We start from the raw sequence: 18,400 nt of genomic DNA, 5'->3' as shown, positions 1-18,400 counted from the left end.
CCCCGGGAGGTTCGCCGATGCTGGGCGTCTTCGCCGACCTGCCCTGGTCGTACGCGGCCGGGGCGGGCATCGCGCTGGCCGCGGCGCACCAGCTGGGCGGCGCCGGTCCCGAACCGCGCCCCGCCCGGGGTGTGACGGGCCGGTACTTCATGCTCGCGATGACCTACAGCGTCGTCGTGTTCGTCCCGGCGAGCCTGCTGGTGGCGCACGCCTATCCGCGGTGGGCGACGCTGCACCACCGCGACGGCGTCCCTCTGGCCGCGCTGGCGGCGGCGGAGATCGCGCTCACCGCCGCGGGTTTCCTGGCGACCCGGTTCCTGCTGGCCGCGGGACGGTCCCGGTGGGCGGCCTGCCAGGTGCTCTTCGGGTGCCTGGCGATGTGCCTGGCCGTCGTCCACGGACCCGGCGGCGACGGGTGGAAGCGGTTCGTGTCGGCCGACCCCGCCGCGTTCGCGGACTTCCCGGAGTTCGTGCGCGCCGCCGACGCGGCGGCCGTCGCCGGGCACGTGGCCGTCTTCCTCACCTCCGGCCTCGCCGTCACCCTCTACGCCACCGGCGCGGTCACCCTCGGCGCACTCGCGCTGATCATGTGCGTGCTGCACCAGTTCGGGCTGACCGACGCCGCCGCCGACGGCCCCGGCCCGCTGCGCGCCGGGCTCGCCGCCGCCGTCACCGCCGCCGGCATCGCCGCCGTCGCCGCGCTGATCTCACTGCTGGTGCACGGCATCGGATGGGTCGCGCTCGCGGCCGTCGCCCCCGTCCTGTGGGCGGCGGTCGCCGCCCGCGGCGCCTTCGCCGCCCAGATGATCACCGACCTGGCGCTGCCCGCCGATCACCCCACCGACGAGTAGGCCACGACGCCGCGGCGCATGGCGTCCATGGCGCGGCGGGCGGTCTTGCGGATGTGGCTGTTCGGCGGGGCGGCGTCGGCGACCTGGCCGAGCAGGTCCAGGAGCTGCTTCACGGCGCGGACGAAGTCGCCCGCGGTCAGGTCGCTTTCGAGGAGGACCTCATCGAGGTCGTCGCCCTTGGCCCACCGGTATGCCGTCCACGCGAACCCCAGGTCGGGCTCGCGGAGGAACGACACCCGGTTGTCGTGCTCGACGGCCTCTAGCACGCCCCACAGCCGCACCATCGCCGCGAGGGCGTCCTGCGCGGGACCCGCGGGCGTGCGGGGCGGTGCGGCGTCGTCGGGCTGCCGCGACTCGTACACCAGCGCGGACACGCACGCCGCCAGCTCGGCGTGGCCGAGCTTCTCCCACAGGCCCTCGCGGAGGCTCTCGGCGGTCAGCAGGTCCAGCTCGTTGTAGATGCGGCCGAGGCGGCGGCCCTCCTCGGTGACCGAGTCGCCCTCCAGGTACCCGAGCTGCTGCAGGACGGCGCAGACCCGGTCGAACGTCCGCGCGATGACCTGGGAGCGGCCCTCGACGCGGCGGCGCAGCTGCTCGGTCTCGCGGTCGAGGCGGTGGTACCGCTCCGCCCACCGTGCGTGCTCCTCCCGCTGGTCGCAGCCGTGCACAGGGTGGCGGCGCAGGTCCGCGCGCAGCCGGGTGATCTCCGCGTCGTCGTCGGCGGCGGCGGAGTCGGCCCGGGACCGCTTGCGGGCCCGCACGTCGTCGGGGACCTTGTTTCGCAGCGTGGACGCCAGGTCGCGGCGGTCCTGCGGGTTGCGTGGGCTGAACGACTTGGGGATCCGGACCCGGTCGACGGGTTCGACGGCGCGGGGGAAGTCCTGGATCGACAGGCGCTGCACCGACCGGTTCACCGTCAGCACGAGCGGCGCGGGCCCGTCGGAGCGGCGCCCGACGCCGGGGTCCAGGACGACGGCGAGGCCGGAGCGGCGCCCCGACGGCACGATGATGACGTCCCCGGGCCGCAGGTGCTCCAGGGACTTCGCGGCCTCGGCGCGGCGGGCGCCGGCCCGCTCCCGCGACAGCTCCGCCTCGCGGTCCGACAGCCGCCGCCGCATCGCCGCGTACTCCATGAAGTCCCCGAGATGGCACTCGGCGGCCTTGGCGTACCCGTCGAGGGCCTCCTCGTTCTTGTGCACCTGCCGGGCCAGGCCGACGACGGCGCGGTCGGCCTGGAACTGCGCGAACGACTCCTCCAGCAGCGTGCGGGCGCGTTCGATGCCGACGGCGCCGACGAGGTTGACGGCCATGTTGTACGACGGCCGGAAGCTGGAGTTCAGCGGGTAGGTGCGGGTGCCGGCCAGGCCCGCGACCGACGCCGGCTCCACACTCGGCCCCCACACCACGACGGCGTGCCCCTCGACGTCGATGCCGCGGCGCCCGGCGCGGCCCGTCAGCTGCGTGTACTCGCCGGGCGTGAGGTCGACGTGCGCCTCGCCGTTCCACTTGTCGAGCTTCTCGATCACGACGGTGCGGGCGGGCATGTTGATGCCGAGCGCGAGCGTCTCCGTCGCGAACACCGCCTTGATCACCCCGCGGGTGAACAGCTCCTCGACGATCTCCTTGAACGTCGGCAGCATCCCGGCGTGGTGGGCGGCGACGCCGCGTTCGAGGGCGGCGAGGAAGTCGCCGTACCCGAGGATCCGCAGGTCCTCCGCGGCGATGTCGGCGGTGCGCAGCTCGGCGTGCGCGCGGATCTCCTCGGCCTCCTCCTTGGAGGTGAGCCGGATCCCGGCGTGCAGGCACTGCAGGACGGCGGCGTCGCAGCCGGCGCGGCTGAAGATGAACGTGATCGCCGGGAGCAGCCCGGCGCGTTCCAGCCGCTCGATCACGTCGGCCCGCGGCGGGGGCCGGAACCGCTGCGGGCGGGCCGTGCGGCGGCGCCCGGTGCGGCGCCCCTGGTTGACCTTGGCGCGGCGGACCTCCTCCACCGCCATCCGGGTGAGCTGCGGGTTCAGCCGGGCCTGCCGGTCCCCGCCCTTGCCGGTGTCGACGAAGAGGTCGTACAGGCGGGCGCCGACCAGCATGTGCTGGAACAGCGGGACGGGACGGTGCTCATCGACGATCACCGACGTGTCGCCGCGGACCTCCTGGAGCCACTCGCCGAACTCCTCGGCGTTGCTGACCGTCGCCGACAGCGCCACGATCCGCACCGACTCGGGAACGTGGATGATCACCTCTTCCCAGACGGCGCCGCGGAACCGGTCGGCGAGGTAGTGCACCTCGTCCATCACCACGAACGCCAGCCCGCCGAGGGTGTGCGACCCCGCGTACAGCATGTTGCGCAGCACCTCGGTCGTCATCACGACGATCGGCGCCTCGCCGTTGACGCTGTTGTCGCCGGTGAGCAGCCCCACCTTCTCGGGCCCGTAGCGGCGGACGAGGTCGGCGTACTTCTGGTTCGACAGCGCCTTGATCGGCGTGGTGTAGAAGCATTTGGTGCCGCCGGTGAGGGCGAGGTGCACGGCGAACTCCCCCACCACCGTCTTTCCCGATCCGGTGGGCGCGGCGACCAGGACGCCGCTGCCGCCCTCCAGCGCCTGGCACGCCTCGATCTGGAACGGGTCCAGGTCGAAGTCGTACAGGGTGCGGAAGTCCAGCAGGGCCGGGCCGCTGCCCTCGGTGCGCTCACGGTAGGCGGCGTACCGCTGGGCCGGGGTCTGCCCGGCCGACGTCGTGTCGGGGGAGGTCATGCCTTCGAGCCTACGGTTCCGACCGGCCCGATTCCCAATCAGTTCCCGAGCCGGGCCGGACGGCGCGGAACGTCAGCCGGTCCGGCCGCCCTTCTCCAGCTCCGCGTCGATCTTCTCCAGGTCCAGCGGGGACACCTCGTCGTCGGCCAGGCCCTCGTACGGGTCGGGCTCGCGGGCCCGGCGGCGGTCGTGCAGGAACGCGATCAGCTCGGCGACCTCGAACAGCACGATCGTCGGGAGCGCCAGCGCCAGCATCGTGAACGGGTCCTGGCTGGGGGTGGCGATCGCGGCGAACACGAACACGCCGAAGACCAGCATCCGCCGCGACTTGCGGATCCGCTCGTGGGTGAGAACGCCGGCGAGGTTCAGCATCACCACGAACAGCGGCAGCTCGAACGTCAGCCCGAAGATGAACAGCATCGCCTGCGCGTAGCCGAGATAGTCCTGGACGCCGACCAGGACGGTCGTGTCGCCCGGCGCGAGCCCGATGAAGATCTCCAGGCCCTTGTCCATCGTCACGTACGCCAGCGCCGCGCCGAGGCAGAACAGCGGAACCGCCGCCGCCAGGAACACATACGTCCAGCGGCGCTCCTTGTTGTACAGGCCCGGCGCGACGAACGCCCAGAGCTGGTACAGCCACACCGGCGACGACAGCACCGCCCCGACCATCAGCGAGACCTTCAGCCGGACGAAGAACCCGTCGAAGATCCCGTGCACGACCAGGTCGCACTTGCCCTCCAGGCAGTGCTCGGCCGGGATCCGCGTGTACGGCTGCTTGAGGAAGTCCCAGATCGGCTCGAAAAGGATCCACCCGACGATCGCACCGAGCACCAGGCCCAGGATCGCCTTGATCAGCCGGTTGCGCAGCTCACGGAGATGCTCCAAGAGAGGCATGCGACCTTCGGGGGCGGTGTCGCTCCTGCTCAGCTTCATCGTCGGCATTCAGGTCGGGGGCGGGCGGCGGTCGCGTGCGGCGGTCAGCCGCCCTTGTGGGCCCTGCCGGGGTCCGAGACCGGCACGCCCTGGATCGGCTCGCCGGCGCCGAGCGCGCCGCGGGCACGCTGGGCGTCGCCGGCCGCCTCGTCCCGCGGGGCCTGCCCCTCCTGCGCGGACCCGGCGGCCTTGGCCGTCCTGCCGTCCGCGTCGCCGTCGTCGTCGTCGTGCAGGCCCTTGGTCTCCGCCTTCAGGATCCGCGCCGACTTGCCCAGCGACCGCGCGAGCGTCGGGAGCTTCGCCGATCCGAACAGCAGCAGAACGACTGCCAGGATGATCAGAATCTCGGTCGTGCCAAGTCCAGCCATGACATTCCTCTTCAGCAGGGGCGCTCAGGACGATCGTACGCCGTCTTCGGGTGATTGTGACGCACGCGTTTCCTCCATCCGGGGGACTTCATCGCGCAGCACCGACAGTTTCGGTTCCAGCCGCCGCCTCGTCCGCTCCAGTTCACGCCCGAAACGCCGCACGCCCAGCCACACCTTGAACGCGCACCAGGCGAGCACGGCCAGGCCGAGGAAGCCCAGCGACACCGACACCGCAACCCACGCCACACCGCCACGGTAGCCGATCCGCTCAGGCCATGCCGTAGCGGGCCAGCGCCCGCACCGCGTCCTCGCGGATCCCCGACGCCAGCCGCGCGGGCGACACGACCCGCCCCTGGTCGCCGAGCCGCAGCGCCAGGCCCCGCACCCACCGGGTGTCGGGCGTGCGCAGCACCACCTGCAGCCGCCCCTCCCCCAGCTCCTCGACGCTCTCGCACGGGTAGTAGTCGGCCACCCACCGGCCCCGCGGCGTCAGCTCCAGCGTCACCGCCTCGTCCTGCGGCGACGGGCGGAACAGGCCCGCGTCCACGTCGATCGGCTCGGCGTCGTCCGGCACGCTCGCCGGCACGTCCAGCACCGCCAGATCGGCGATCCGGTCGAGCTTGAACAGCCGCACCGCCTCCGCCCGGCGGCACCAGCCCTCCAGGTAGGTGTTGCCCTCCACGACCAGCAGCCGCATCGGGTCCACATCGCGTTCGGTGTTCTCGTCCCGCGCCGGGACGTAGTACGTCAGGTGCACGCGGCGGCCCCGGGCGATCGCGTCCCGCAGCGTGCCGAGACCGCTGCGCCCCGGGTCGTCCGACCCGCCGTACGCGTCCACCTCCACCGCGACCTGGCTGGACACCGCCGCCGCCGCGCCCGCCGCGTTCTCCAGCTTGGCGATCACCCTGCTGAGCGCGTCCCGGTCGTCCAGGCCGGGGATGCCCGCGAGCATCCGCAGCGCCACCAGAAGCGCCGACGCCTCGTCCACCTTCAGCCGCAGCGGCCGCGCGATCGACTCCGCCTCCGCCACCGTGATCTCCCCGCCCTCGTAGGACAGGTCGATCGGGCAGTACGGATCCGGCGCCCGCAGCTCCACGCACCACAGCAGGTTCAGGTCGTCGATCAGCTGCTTCTCCGTCACCCCGAACGCGGCGGCCGCCTCCTCCAGCGCCACCGAGTCGCGGTTCACCACGTACGGGACGAGCGCCAGCAGCCGCCCCAGCCGGTCCGTCGACGTCGTCGCCGGCCCCTTCGCGGCGCTCCTCCCGGTCGCCTTCGCGGTCGCCTTCGCGGTCACCGGCCGTTCACCGTCCCGTCCGTCCCGTCCATCCCGGCCGCCCCCTGCTGCCCGGCCAGCACCGACTTCAGATGCTGGATCACCGCTTCCCGCAGGTCCGGCGGATCCAGCACCACCACGTCGTCGGCGAACCGCGCCAGATACGGCGCGAACCGGTCCGCGTCACGGAACGTGAGGGTCGCCTCGTCCCATTCCCCGTCGGCGGGCCCGTCCTGCGCGGGCCGCACGTCCCTGGCCCACCGCCGCGGCCCCTGCGCCGCACCCGCCCGCAGCAGCACCGCCGCCGGGCGCGGCTCGCTCACCGGATCGCCCCAGTCGAACGCGATGCGCCGCACGTCCACCCCGTCGGGGACGGTCACCGACCCGGCCGGCCCGTCCGCCGCCACGTCCCCGGCGATCCGGCTCAGCCGGAACACCCGCTGCTCGTCACGGTCCCGGTCGAACCCCACCACGTACCAGCGGCCCCGCCGGCTCACCACGCCCCACGGCTCCAGATGCCGCCGCACGACCGACGTCCGCCCGATCCCCTGGTAGTCGAACGCGACCGGCCGCCCGTCCCGCACCGCCTCCCACAGCGCCGGGAACGCCGGATCCTGCGTGTCGACCCGCGGCTCGATGCCCACCGCCGCCGGCGCGTCGGTCTCCACTCCCGCCGCCCGCAGCTTCAGCAGCGCCCCGGACGCCGCCTCCGCCATGCTGGCCCGCTGCCACACCCGCGCCGCCAGCCCCAGCACCGCCGCCTCGTCCGGCGACAGATGGATGTCGGGAAGCTCGTAGGCCTGCGGCGGGATCCGGTACCCGATCTCCTCACCGCCGCCGCCCTGCTGGTCGCTGCCCACCTCCAGCGGCACGCCCAGCTCCCGCAGCTCCTCCTTGTCCCGCTCGAACATCCGCTTGAACGCCTCGTCGGAGTCCGGGTAGCCGGGCACCGCGCGGCGGATCTGCTCGGCCGTCAGATAGCGCCGGGTGGCGAGCAGGCAGACCACCAGATTGAGCAGCCGCTCGGTCTTGCGCCGCGACACCTCGTCACCACCTCATCGCTCCATCGACCCCTGAACCGCGCTCGGCGGGTCCGGCCGTCCACGGCCGCGCCCCGCCGTTCAGGACGCTACCGTTTCCCGGTGTGATCCGATGGCGCAAAGGCACAGTTGAGGACATCCGCCGCGAATGGCCCGGGGCGGTCGAGCTGAACGTCTCGATCGGGGGCGACGGCACGCACCGCGCCCTGGCCTATCCCGCCCTCGTGGGACGTCCCGAACCCGGCGACACCGTCCTGCTCAACACTACGGCCTTGGCGATGGGCCTCGGCACCGGCGGCTACGCCATGGTCGTCGCCATCCCCGACCGGCTCCCGCCCGACCCGGCCGGCCCCGGCCACCTCGTCAAGGCCCGCTACACGCCCCTGCAGGCCACCGTCCTCGGCGCCGACGAGCAGGACTCCCCCCACCACGACGTCCTCCGCGACGCCGACTCACTCGGCGGCATGCCCGTCGTCATCGCCGACCTGCACTCCGCGCTCCCGCCGATCCTCGCCGCGCTCCTGGCCGAGCGGCCGTCCGCCCGCGTCGTGTACGTCATGCCGGACGGCGGGGCGCTGCCGTCCTGGTTCTCCATGTCCATCGCCCGCCTCAAGGACGCCGGCGTCCTCGCCGGCACCGTCACCGCCGGGCAGGCCTTCGGCGGCGACCTCGAAGCCGTCACCGTCCACACCGGCCTCCTCGCCGCACGCCTCATCCTGGGCGCCGACGCCGCCGTCCTCGCACAAGGCCCCGGGAACCTCGGGACGGGCACCCGCTGGGGCTTCTCGGGCGTCACGGCCGGGGAGGCCGTCAACGCCGCGTCCGTCCTCGGCGGCCGCCCCGTCGGGTCCCTGCGCGTCAGCGAAGGCGACAAGCGCGAACGCCACATCGGCGTCTCCCACCACTCCCTCACCGCCTACGGCCGCGTCGCCCTCGCCGCCGCCGACATCCCCGTCCCCGAACTCGGCGGCCCCTTCGGCGCCCGCGTCGCCGCCGCCGCCGCGCCCCTGGGCGACCGCCACCGCCTCGTCCCCGTCCCCGTCGACGGCCTCCGCGAGACCCTCGGCGCCGCCGAGGAGGACTGGGGCGTCCGGCTGTCCACCATGGGCCGCCGCCTCGACGAGGACCTCCCCTACTTCCTCGCCGCCGCCGCCGCGGGCCGCCACACCGCCGCCCTCCTCGCCTGACGCCTCAGACGGCCGCGGGCTCCCCGCTGCCCGCGGCCTCCCCGGCCGTGTAGGCCGAGGCGAAGGTGAAGGCGCCCGGGGACGGGCCCTCCTCGCGGAGCCGGGCCAGGCGCTCCAGGCCCTCCTCGACGGTCGGGATGTACCCGGCGGGGACCCACCACATGACGGCGTGCGCGTCCACATGCCGCCGGAACCACTCCCGGCGGCGCCGCATCGTCTCCAAATGCGCGCTGCGGTAGACGAAGTCCCACAGCGACTCGGCCGACTCCCACACCGAGAAGTTGACGATCACGTCCTCACCGGCGGGGCGCATCCCGGTGGCGTCGGGCCGGCCCTCCTCCGTCAGCCGCCACACGAACCCGGGGGCCGCGTCGGCGAGCGCGTTGAGGGGTTCGAGCATCGCGACGAAGTCCGCCGTCCGCGGATCGTCCAGCGGGAAGCTGAGCGTGGCGACGTTGAACTGGGCGAGGTGGTGCGCGCGGGCGCGCTCGTGTCCGGTCATGGGCTTCACCCCACCACGGCGCCCGCTTCTATGTCAACGCTCATTGTTTTTAGAAGGTTCGGCCACCACACAACACCAGCCCGGCCGCGGATCCATCCGCACACGCACCTGCGAAGACCCCTCCACAAGCCCCTCCAGCAACGCGAGATTCATCCCGCACACCAACGGCGGGAACGCCTCAGCCACCACATGGAACGGGCAATTGCGCATCCGCAGAACCGCGCCGCCCTCATCCCGAACGGGGTCATAGCCACGAGCGGACAACACGCCCGCCAACTCGTCCAGATCCCCGCACGCCCCGCCCGGCCCACGCAGCGCCCGGCCACGCCGCCGCGCCGCCTCCCGCACCTCCACGTCCAGCCCGGCAGCCTCCGCCGCCTCCGCCAGCAACCCCGCGGCCGTCCGGTAATCACGCGCCGGCACCGACACGCCCCGCTCCCCCGCCGACCGCCGGTACACCTTCGCGGGACGCCCGGCACCCGGCCCCGAACGCCCCGTCAGCCGCCGGCTCCCCGCCTCCAGCAACCCCGCGTCCACCAGTTTGTCCAGATGAAACGCCGCCAGCGTCCGCGCCACACCCGCAGCCTCGGCCGCCTCGTTCCGCCCCACCTCACGGCCCCGCCCCGCCACGAACTCGTACAGCCGCCGCCGCACCGGATCCTGCAGCAACGCGATCGCGTCGATGTCCTCCACCCCGCCATTCTAAGAACAACGAGGACTCCGCTTAGAACGGAGCGGCCACCACCGTCAATGCGCGCCCAGCAGGTCCACCACGAACACCAGCGTGTCGCTCCCCTTGATCCCGAACTGCGCCAGGCCCTTCTCCCCGTACCCCAGCGACGGCGGCACCACCAGCAGCAACCGGCTCCCCACCCGCTGCCCCACCAGACCCTGATCCCAGCCCTTCATCACCTGACCGGTCCCGATCGTCACCGCCGCCGGATGCCCCTCGGACCACGACGAGTTGAACACCTTCCCGTCACGCCAGAAATACCCCGCATACTGCAACGCCAGCAGCTGCCCCTTCCGCACCGCCGGGCCATCCCCCCGCACCAGCGCCCGCACCTGCAGCTTCCTCGGCGCCGCACCCTTCGGCATCGCCACCGCCGGCGCCTGCCCCGCCGCCGCGTCCCCCACCTTCGGCAGCCCCGGATCACTCAGCGGCGCCTGCTTCTCCCCGCGCGGACCCGCCGTCCGCGAATACACCGCCCGCACGTCCAGCACGTACACCAGCGTGTCGTCCTTGCCCACCTGATGCTTCGGGTCGCCCTTCTCACCGAAACCCTCATTCGGCGGAATCCGCGCCACCACACGCGACCCCGGACGCGCCCCCTCCAGCGCCTTCGTCAACCCCGGCACCAGCTGACCCGTCGGGAACGCACCCGGCCGCCCCTTCGGATAACTGCTCGCCAGCAGCTTCCGCTCAGACTCACTCCACCGGTAACCCACATAATCGGCCACCACCAGATCACCCTTGCGCGCCGCCGCGCCGTCCCCCTCCTTGAGGGTCTCCACAGCCAGAGACTCACCCGGCGCGCCCTCCGGGAACTCCACGTCCGGCAGCTTCCCGAAATCACCGCGCACCGTGACGTCCAAACCGCCACCCGAACACGCGGACAACACCAACGGCGCGGTCAACACGGCGACCACGGGCAACAACCGGACACGACGACGCATACGGGGGTCCTTCGAGGGGTGGGCGAGCGCTACTGCGCGCTCACCCTACCGCCCAAGTGACCGGCCGGTAGCCCCCGGCGCCCGCGTGTCGCACCCACCCCTACATACCGGCGATCAGCTTGTCCACCCGCTCATCCACCGACCGGAACGGGTCCTTGCACAACACCGTCCGCTGCGCCTGATCGTTCAGCTTCAGATGCACCCAGTCCACCGTGAAATCACGCCGCTTCTCCTGCGCCTTCCGGATGAACTCACCCCGCAGCCGCGCCCGCGTCGTCTGCGGCGGAACCGACTTCGCCTCGAAGATGTCCAGATCCCGCGTCACCCGATCCACCGCCCCCCGCTTCTCCAGCAGGTAATACAACCCCCGCTCACGATGCACATCGTGATACGTCAGATCCAGCTGCGCCACCCGCGGCGACGACAACGGCAGATCATACTTCCGCCGATACCGCTCGATCAGCTGATACTTCGCCACCCAGTCGATCTCCCGCGCCACCAGATCCAGCTCGCCCGTCTCCACCGCACGCAGCGTCCGCTCCCACAGCTCCAGCACCCGCTTCGCCGTCGCGTCCCCGCCACGCGCATCCACGAAATCGCGCGCCTTCCCGTAATACTCCTTCTGGATCTCCAGCGAACTCGCCTCCCGGCCGTTCGCCAGCCGCACCTTCCGCCGCCCCGTCATGTCATGACTGACCTCACGGATCGCCCGGATCGGATTCTCCAGCGTCAGATCGCGCATCACCACGCCCGCCTCGATCATCCGCAGCACCAGATCCGTCGCGCCCACCTTCAGCAGCATCGTCGTCTCACTCATGTTCGAGTCACCGACGATCACATGCAGCCGCCGGAACCGCTCCGCATCCGCATGCGGCTCATCCCGCGTATTGATGATCGGACGCGACCGCGTCGTCGCCGACGACACACCCTCCCAGATGTGCTCCGCCCGCTGCGAAACGCAGTACACCGCCCCACGCGGCGTCTGCAGCACCTTCCCCGCACCACAGATGATCTGCCGCGTCACCAGATACGGAATCAGCACATCCGCCAGCCGGCCGAACTCCCCATGCCGCCCCACCAGATAATTCTCATGGCAGCCGTACGAGTTCCCCGCCGAATCCGTGTTGTTCTTGAACAGATAGATGTCACCGGCGATGCCCTCCTCACGGAGCCGCCGCTCGGCGTCCACCAGCAGACCCTCCAGGATCCGCTCACCCGCCTTGTCATGCGTCACCAGATCAACGACACTGTCGCACTCCGGGGTCGCATACTCCGGGTGACTCCCCACGTCCAGGTAGAGCCGCGCCCCATTACGCAGGAACACGTTGCTGCTACGACCCCACGACACCACCCTCCGGAACAGATAGCGCGCCACCTCGTCCGGTGACAACCGCCGCTGCCCCCGGAAGGTACAGGTGACGCCGTACTCGTTCTCAAGCCCGAAGATGCGCCTGTCCACATCACGACCCTATGCGGCCGAGCCCCGACTTGGCAGTCTCTCCAGCCCACCGTTTCCCCCGAACCGACCCCCGCCGCACACACGACAGGCCCGCCACGGCAAGGGCGGCCACCACCACCCCGCCACGACGGGCCCGCACCCGGCCGGAACCCCGCCACCAGGCGACGCCCCGACCAGCCGATCAGTCCCCGACCAGCCGATCAGCCCTCGTCCAGCCGATCAGTCTTCGTCCTCCCCGGCGCCCTTCGCCGGCCGCGCCGGACCCGAACCGGTGTCCGCACCCGGCCCGGCGTCCACCTCCGCGTCCTCCCCGCCCGAAGACCCCCCGGACGCCCCCTCGTCCGCCGCCGACAGCAGATCACCGATCCGCGCCGCCGCCAGCCGCTTGAACAGCCGGTGCTCACGATTGCGGTCCAGCACCGCGACCTCCAGCGACGTCGCCTCCAGATGCCGGTCCGTATCCTGCGCCTCCAGCGCCCGCACCGCCGTCCGCAACGCCTCCGCCAGCGACGAACCCTCCCGGTAGCCGTCCTTCAACGACTCCGCGACCGCGTCCGCCTGCCCGCCCATCGCCACATAACCGTGCTCGTCCGCCACCGAACCATCGAACGTCAGCCGGTAGATCTGATCCGTCTCCGCGCCATCGCCCACCTCCGCGACGACCAGCTCCACCTCGTACGGCTTGTTCGTCTCCGTGAAGATCGTCCCCAGCGACTGCGCGTACACGTTCGCCAGACCCCGCGCCGTCACATCCCGGCGGTCGTACTGATACCCGTTGATGTCCGCGTACCGCACCCCGCCCAGCCGCAGATTCTCGAACTCGTTGTACTTCCCCACCGCCGCGAACGCGATCCGGTCGTAAATCTCACTGATCTTGTGCAGCGCCCGCGACGGATTGTCCGCCACGAACAGGATGCCGTCGTCATACTGCAGCACCACGACACTGCGGCCACGCGCGATCCCTTTACGCGCATAGTCCGCCTTGTCCTTCATCTGCTGTTCGGGCGAAACGTAGAACGGCATGGACACCGGTCTGGATCCCTTCTATCGCAGCGGGGCGGTCGGCCCGCCCGGCGAGTCGTAACGTCCATCGACGACGGTCTGCGCCAACGCGCCCACCTCGTCCTCGCCCAGCCGGCGATACCCCTCCGACGTCACCGACGCCACCACCGGAAAAATCCGGCGCGTCAGATCGGGCCCACCCGTCGCCGAATCATCATCGGCCGCGTCGTACAACGCCTGCACGCACACCAGCGCCGCGTCCTCCGCCGACAATTCCGGCCGGTACAGCTTCTTCAGCGCACCCCGCGCGAACACCGACCCCGAGCCGACCGAGTGGAAATCCCGCTCCTCATACCGGCCCCCCGCCGGGTCGTAGGAGAAGATCCGCCCCTCGTCGCGCTCCTCGTCATAGCCCGCGAACAACGGCACCACCGCCAGCCCCTGCATCGCCATCGCCAGGTTCTGCCGCACCATCGTCGCCAGCCGGTTCGCCTTGCCCTCCACCGACAGCGTCCGGCCCTCACGCTTCTCGTAATGCTCCAGCTCCACCTGGAACAACCGCACCATCTCGATGCCGATCCCCGCCGTCCCCGCGATCGCGATCGCCGAGAACTCATCCGCCCGGAACACCTTCTCGATGTCCCGCTGCGCGATCACATTCCCCGCGGTCGCCCGCCGGTCCCCCGCCATCACCACCCCGCCGGGGAAACTCACCGTCACGATCGTCGTCCCGTGCGGGATCTCATCCCCCACCCGCGACGCCGGCGGCGTCCGCCTGCCGGGCAGCGACTCCGGCGAGTACGCCCCCAGGAACTCCGTGAACGACGACATGTCCGGGCTCGCGAACAACCCCGGCAGACGCCCGGTGTGCGATTCGTGGGACGCCACGCGACTCCCTTCCCTTCGACCAAGGCACCGGCTCCTCACAACCCCACCGGCGCGGACGACTATGACCCTACTGTTCAAGGTCGCCCACGCGCATGCCGCATGATCCCCCGCCGAGTCCGCCCACGGCGAACCCTGACCACATCCCCCGCCGTCACTCCACCCAGACAGGCCCCACACGCAGGATCCCGAGCTTCGGATTCTCCTTGCGATGCCGCCCGTCCGCCTCCCAATGCACCGTCCAGCCCCCGGCGGCACCTCCGCAGGATCCATGTCCGGGACGGTGAACGACAGGCGCGTCCCGCCGCCGGGAGCCGGAACGTACTCGACCAGGCCGCCCATCAGATAGTCCGCGGCGCGGCGGAGGGCGACCGGATCGTCGCCGAACTGGCCCATGCCGGTGTTGCAGCCATGGCAGGCGATGCCGCGCACGGCGCCGGTCTCATGGTCATGGTCGACGTGCTTCGCCGGGAAGTCGAAACAGACGGCGCACAGGCCGACCTGCATCTTGAGCAGCCAGTCGGCGTCCGCGGCATTGATCCCGTACTTCTGGCGCAAGTGGTAATGCCTCGCCGAACCCGGCGAATCCGACCTCGTCCGCCAGCCCGGGTCCGAACGCACCCGATCCGGCCCGCCGAAGACCCGGGAGCCGGTCTCGCGCTCCAGCCACCGCGCCTGCGAGCCCTCCAGCTCCAGGTACTCCGCCGCGAGCCGCAGGCGCTCCGGGTCGTCCTCGAACTGCCCGAGACCGCCGTTGCACCTGAAGCACAGCACCCGGCGGACGAGCCCCGTCATGTGGTCGTGGTCGACGTGCTTCGGCTCGGCGCGGAGGCAGATGACGCAGATGCCGCCCTGCTCGGCGATCATTCGCCGGACCTGCTCCTCGGTGACGCCGTACCGCAACTTCAGGAGGTAGTTGCGCTCGCTACCGTGGTTGCGCTCCCGGTTCTCCCTTTTGATCACGTTGTAGCAGGTTCGACAGTAGCCGGTGATCCCGGACTCTTCGGAGCGGTTACGACCGAACTCGGCGACCGGCTTCACCGTCTCGCACCTTGGGCAGTATTTCTTTCCCTCCGGAACCTGACGTCGCCTCTCATAGGCTTTGGTCTTCTTGCCCAACTCGGCTTGCTTTTTCCGATATGAGCGGCTATTGCGCAGTCCGAAGCAGGCCTTGCAGTAGTACGCCAGGCCGTCCTTGGACGCCTTGAGCTTCCAGAACTCTACAGCCGGCTTCGTCTCTCCGCAGTCCGGGCATCTTTTCGAAAACATGAGCGAGACCTTATCGGCCTCGCTCATGTTCGTCAGCCTATTCGATTATCGAGTGGGCCGGATAAACTGCCCAACTCCTTATATTGCGCAGATGTCCGTTTTAATCACTGGCCGCCCTTTTGTACAAACCCGCGTACGAAGTCCTCTGCGTTCTCTTCGAGAACTTCGTCGATTTCGTCCAGAATTGAGTCCACGTCGTCGGTGAGCTTTTCCTGGCGCTCCTGCACGTCCTCGGTGGTCGTGGCCTCGGTCTCCTCGACCTCTTCCGTGCGCCGGGGGGTCTGCTTCTGACCGCCGGTGTCCTTCGTGGCCATCCCGTACCTCCGCTCTGCCGGTCCTTCCGACCCTATCTCCGATCTTCGACGGCCAGCGGATCTTGGAACCCGTTTCGCCGTCTCCACCCGGGGGCCGGGGGACTTGCTCGGGTTATCGCCCGTCGGCCGCTCCCTGAAACGGGCATACCGGTCACGAAACCGAGATGTCGCCTGTCGGTGCAGGTCAGCGAAGCGACAGTGGTATCGATAGTTCAACTATCCAATGGGCGCGCGAATGAGCCCGGACGGCGCTCGTGCGTCGTCCGGGCTCAGACCGCTTGGATCAGCTCTGGCCGGTCAGGGTGGCCACCAGGTCGGCCGCCGTCCGGCAGCGGTCCAGCAGGGGCCCTACGTGCTGCTTGGTGCCGCGCAGGGGCTCCAGGGTGGGAACGCGCTGCAGGGACTCGCGTCCGGGGACGTCGAAGATGACGGAGTCCCAGGAGGCCGCCGCGACGGAGTCGGCGTACTGGCGCAGGCAGCGGCCCCGGAAGTAGGCGCGGGTGTCCTCCGGGGGGTCGTCGACGGCGGCGTCCACGACGGATTCGGTGACGAGGCGGTCGATGCGGCCGCGGTCCACGAGCCGGTTGTAGAGGCCCTTGTCGGGCCGGATGTCGGCGTACTGCAGGTCGATGAGCTGCAGCCGGGAGTGGGACCAGTCGAGGCTGTCGCGGGTGCGGTAGCCCTCCAGGAGGGCGAGTTTGGCGACCCAGTCGAGTTCGCGGGAAAGCTGCATCGGGTCGTCGCCGAGGCGGTGGAGGACCGATTCCCAGCGGTCGAGGACGTCGGTGGTCATCTCGTCGACGTCCGAGCCGAAGCGGTCCTCGACGTACTTGCGGGACTGCTCGAGGTACTCCATCTGGAGCTGGACGGCGGTCATCTTGCGGCCGTCCCGGAGGGTGAGCAGATGCTTGCAGGACGGGTCGTGGGAGACGGCGCGGAGTGCGGCGACGGGCATGTCGACGGACAGGTCGACGGTGAGGAAGCCGTCTTCGATCATGGCGAGGACGAGTGAGGTGGTCCCGAGCTTGAGGTAGGTGGACAGCTCGGCCATGTTGGCGTCGCCGATGATGACGTGGAGGCGGCGGTACTTCTCGGGGTCGGCGTGGGGTTCGTCGCGGGTGTTGATGATGGGGCGTTTGAGGGTGGTCTCGAGGCCTACCTCGACTTCGAAGAAGTCGGCGCGCTGGCTGATCTGGAAGCCGTCGCCGCGGCCGTCGACGCCGATGCCGACGCGGCCGGCGCCGCAGACGACCTGGCGGGAGACGAAGAAGGGGGTGAGGTGGCGGACGATGTCGGCGAAGGGGGTCTCGCGGCGCATGAGGTAGTTCTCATGGCAGCCGTAGGAGGCGCCCTTGTTGTCGGTGTTGTTCTTGTAGAGCTGGATGGGGTGGGTGCCGGGGACCATGGCGGCGCGCTGTGCGGCGTCGGCCATGACGCGTTCTCCGGCCTTGTCCCAGATGACGGCGTCGCGGGGGTTGGTGCATTCGGGTGCGGAGTATTCGGGGTGGGCGTGGTCGACGTAGAGGCGTGCACCGTTGGTGAGGATGACGTTGGCGAGGCCGAGGTCTTCGTCGGTGAGCTGGGTGGGGTCGGCGACTTCGCGGGCGAGGTCGAATCCCCGGGCGTCGCGGAGGGGGTTCTCCTCTTCGAAGTCCCAGCGGGCTCTGCGGGCCCGTGCCGCCGACGCCGCGAGGTAGGCGTTGACGACCTGTGAGGAGGTCACCATCGCGTTGGCCCCTGGCTGCCCGGGTACGGAGATGCCGTACTCGGTCTCGATGCCCATCACCCGCCGAACACTCATATCGTCGAGCCTATCGGGGTGTGGGGGGTGGAGCCATGGGACCCGGTGTTCGCGGGGGGTGTGCCGGGGCATGCGGGCGCGGGGGGCGCCCCCCGGGGGGGGCGCCGCTTCGGGTTCACTTATATCCGACGAATGACGCTCCTACCCTTGATCTGAATCACTTCGGCGGGAATGCGTTTCGAGCGGTGCTTCGGTTGACAGGCGCGCCGGAAAATGGCCCCGGGCCGGCGGGTTGTGCCGGGCCCGACGCGATCGTGCGCGTCACGGCCGGTCGCTCGGGGCGAGGTTCAGCAGTACGACGAACGAGATGATGCTCAGGATCAGCGTGACGATCGAGTATCTGAAAACCCGCTCGTCGAACAGCATCCCGTGAATGATGCCGGCCAGCGATGCGAGCGCGATGAACACGCTGAGCGTCGCGAGCGCGATGCGGTATTGCCTGCGGTTCATGACGGTCTCCTGCGGCGTGGCTGTCGTGCGGATGCGAAACGCGCGGGTCGGCGCGGGTTTCGCGGTGTCTGGCGTCATGATCGCGTGGCGCTTTGCCGCACGGTTGATCTGTATCAACGGACGAATCCGGCATTCGCGCACCGGCGGCCACGGCCGCCGGCACGCCGTTGATTGATCCTCGTCAACCCGCCGGCGCCGGCGTGCGCGATGCTGAATCCGGTGCGGCCCGATCGCCGATCGCGAATGTCACGACCGGTGCGGCCCAACGGGAGACGGAAATGAAGTCCGATGCAGCACTCAAGCAGGACGTCGAGCAGGCGCTGTTCTGGAATCCGGCGATCGACGCGCGGCGGATCGACGTCGACGTACGCGACCGGATCGTCACGTTGCGCGGCTCGGTCGACAGCTGGGCCCAGAAGCTCGAGGCGCAGAAAACGGCGCTGCACGTCGAGGATGCGCGTGCGCTCGTGCTCGAACTGAACGTCACACCGCCGGAAAACGCGTGCGCGGATCAGGAGCTGGCAATCGCCATCACGTTCGCGCTCGGCTGGCAGGAGGCGCTGCGCGATCACAAGATTCGCGTCGAGGTCGACCACGGTTGCGTGACGCTCGACGGCGAAGTCGATCATGCAT

The 18,400-nt window shown here is 70.5% G+C and carries 18 protein-coding genes and 1 pseudogene; 3 read left to right on the top strand and 16 right to left on the bottom strand.

Annotation, left to right across the window (positions count from 1 at the left end; translation table 11 throughout):
• Positions 1–17 precede the first annotated feature (17 nt).
• On the top strand, positions 18–851 hold the full coding sequence (locus ACGFIS_RS34335; protein ID WP_392904560.1) for a hypothetical protein: 834 nt from the start codon (positions 18–20) through the stop codon (positions 849–851).
• Here the strand turns inward: ACGFIS_RS34335 and ACGFIS_RS34330 are convergent.
• From ACGFIS_RS34330 to ACGFIS_RS34305, 6 genes are all read right to left on the bottom strand, one after another.
• The gene (locus ACGFIS_RS34330) at positions 833–3,604 is read right to left on the bottom strand and encodes a DEAD/DEAH box helicase (RefSeq protein ID WP_392904563.1); all 2,772 of its coding nucleotides are present in this window, start codon (positions 3,602–3,604) and stop codon (positions 833–835) included. The genes ACGFIS_RS34335 and ACGFIS_RS34330 overlap by 19 nt on opposite strands.
• 72 nt (positions 3,605–3,676) lie before the next feature.
• Positions 3,677–4,498, bottom strand: coding sequence for a twin-arginine translocase subunit TatC (tatC, locus tag ACGFIS_RS34325; protein ID WP_392904565.1), 822 nt, complete (start codon positions 4,496–4,498; stop codon positions 3,677–3,679).
• Between the two features lie 83 nt (positions 4,499–4,581).
• A complete protein-coding gene (gene tatA, locus ACGFIS_RS34320; RefSeq protein WP_392904568.1) occupies positions 4,582–4,905 on the bottom strand; it encodes a Sec-independent protein translocase subunit TatA in 324 nt (107 codons plus the stop codon).
• Between the two features lie 24 nt (positions 4,906–4,929).
• Positions 4,930–5,151 carry a hypothetical protein gene (locus tag ACGFIS_RS34315; protein WP_392904571.1) on the bottom strand — a complete coding sequence of 74 codons (222 nt, stop codon included), beginning with the start codon at positions 5,149–5,151 and terminating at the stop codon, positions 4,930–4,932.
• Positions 5,152–5,173: 22 nt separating this feature from the next.
• The gene (locus ACGFIS_RS34310) at positions 5,174–6,202 is read right to left on the bottom strand and encodes a helix-turn-helix transcriptional regulator (protein WP_392904573.1); all 1,029 of its coding nucleotides are present in this window, start codon (positions 6,200–6,202) and stop codon (positions 5,174–5,176) included.
• Positions 6,199–7,224 (bottom strand): helix-turn-helix transcriptional regulator, encoded by a 1,026-nt coding sequence (locus ACGFIS_RS34305; RefSeq protein ID WP_392904575.1) that lies wholly within the window; start codon positions 7,222–7,224, stop codon positions 6,199–6,201. The genes ACGFIS_RS34310 and ACGFIS_RS34305 overlap by 4 nt, the downstream gene beginning before the upstream one ends.
• A 101-nt stretch (positions 7,225–7,325) precedes the next feature.
• Here ACGFIS_RS34305 and ACGFIS_RS34300 point away from each other — a divergent pair, with 101 nt between their 5' ends.
• On the top strand, positions 7,326–8,408 hold the full coding sequence (locus ACGFIS_RS34300; protein WP_392904578.1) for a DUF3866 family protein: 1,083 nt from the start codon (positions 7,326–7,328) through the stop codon (positions 8,406–8,408).
• A 4-nt stretch (positions 8,409–8,412) separates the two neighbouring features.
• Here the strand turns inward: ACGFIS_RS34300 and ACGFIS_RS34295 are convergent, their stop codons facing one another.
• The 10 genes and pseudogenes from ACGFIS_RS34295 to ACGFIS_RS34250 form a co-directional block, all read right to left on the bottom strand.
• Entirely contained in the window at positions 8,413–8,910 is a 498-nt protein-coding gene (locus tag ACGFIS_RS34295) for a DUF3291 domain-containing protein (protein WP_392904581.1), read from the bottom strand.
• A 33-nt stretch (positions 8,911–8,943) separates the two neighbouring features.
• Positions 8,944–9,603 (bottom strand): helix-turn-helix transcriptional regulator, encoded by a 660-nt coding sequence (locus ACGFIS_RS34290; RefSeq protein ID WP_392904588.1) that lies wholly within the window; start codon positions 9,601–9,603, stop codon positions 8,944–8,946.
• A gap of 54 nt (positions 9,604–9,657) precedes the next feature.
• Positions 9,658–10,587 carry an FKBP-type peptidyl-prolyl cis-trans isomerase gene (locus ACGFIS_RS34285; RefSeq protein ID WP_392973744.1) on the bottom strand — a complete coding sequence of 310 codons (930 nt, stop codon included), beginning with the start codon at positions 10,585–10,587 and terminating at the stop codon, positions 9,658–9,660.
• 100 nt (positions 10,588–10,687) lie between these two features.
• On the bottom strand, positions 10,688–12,046 hold the full coding sequence (pafA, locus tag ACGFIS_RS34280; RefSeq protein ID WP_358466927.1) for a Pup--protein ligase: 1,359 nt from the start codon (positions 12,044–12,046) through the stop codon (positions 10,688–10,690).
• A 219-nt stretch (positions 12,047–12,265) separates the two neighbouring features.
• Entirely contained in the window at positions 12,266–13,069 is an 804-nt protein-coding gene (gene prcA, locus ACGFIS_RS34275; protein ID WP_392904593.1) for a proteasome subunit alpha, read from the bottom strand.
• A 21-nt stretch (positions 13,070–13,090) separates the two neighbouring features.
• Positions 13,091–13,879, bottom strand: a complete 789-nt coding sequence (gene prcB, locus ACGFIS_RS34270; RefSeq protein WP_392905124.1) for a proteasome subunit beta — start codon at positions 13,877–13,879, stop codon at positions 13,091–13,093.
• 456 nt (positions 13,880–14,335) lie between these two features.
• Positions 14,336–14,800, bottom strand: a pseudogene (locus ACGFIS_RS34265) (endonuclease domain-containing protein); the annotation flags it as partial.
• A 506-nt stretch (positions 14,801–15,306) separates the two neighbouring features.
• Positions 15,307–15,516, bottom strand: a complete 210-nt coding sequence (locus ACGFIS_RS34260) for a ubiquitin-like protein Pup (RefSeq protein ID WP_392904599.1) — start codon at positions 15,514–15,516, stop codon at positions 15,307–15,309.
• 283 nt (positions 15,517–15,799) lie between these two features.
• Positions 15,800–17,317, bottom strand: coding sequence for a depupylase/deamidase Dop (gene dop, locus ACGFIS_RS34255; RefSeq protein ID WP_392904601.1), 1,518 nt, complete (start codon positions 17,315–17,317; stop codon positions 15,800–15,802).
• A gap of 261 nt (positions 17,318–17,578) precedes the next feature.
• Complete coding sequence (locus ACGFIS_RS34250; RefSeq protein ID WP_392973743.1) at positions 17,579–17,884, bottom strand: DUF2964 family protein; 306 nt, start codon at positions 17,882–17,884, stop codon at positions 17,579–17,581.
• 83 nt (positions 17,885–17,967) lie between these two features.
• On the opposite strand from ACGFIS_RS34250, the gene ACGFIS_RS34245 reads away from it, so the two are divergent.
• The coding region (locus tag ACGFIS_RS34245; protein WP_392973742.1) for a BON domain-containing protein at positions 17,968–18,400 on the top strand (433 nt) is incomplete at its 3' end.

The organism is Spirillospora sp. NPDC048824, from assembly GCF_043198455.1.
GTDB lineage: Bacteria > Actinomycetota > Actinomycetes > Streptosporangiales > Streptosporangiaceae > Spirillospora.
The sequence above is the reverse complement of the archived record's forward strand: the minus strand, read 5'-3'. Positions and strand labels throughout refer to the sequence as shown.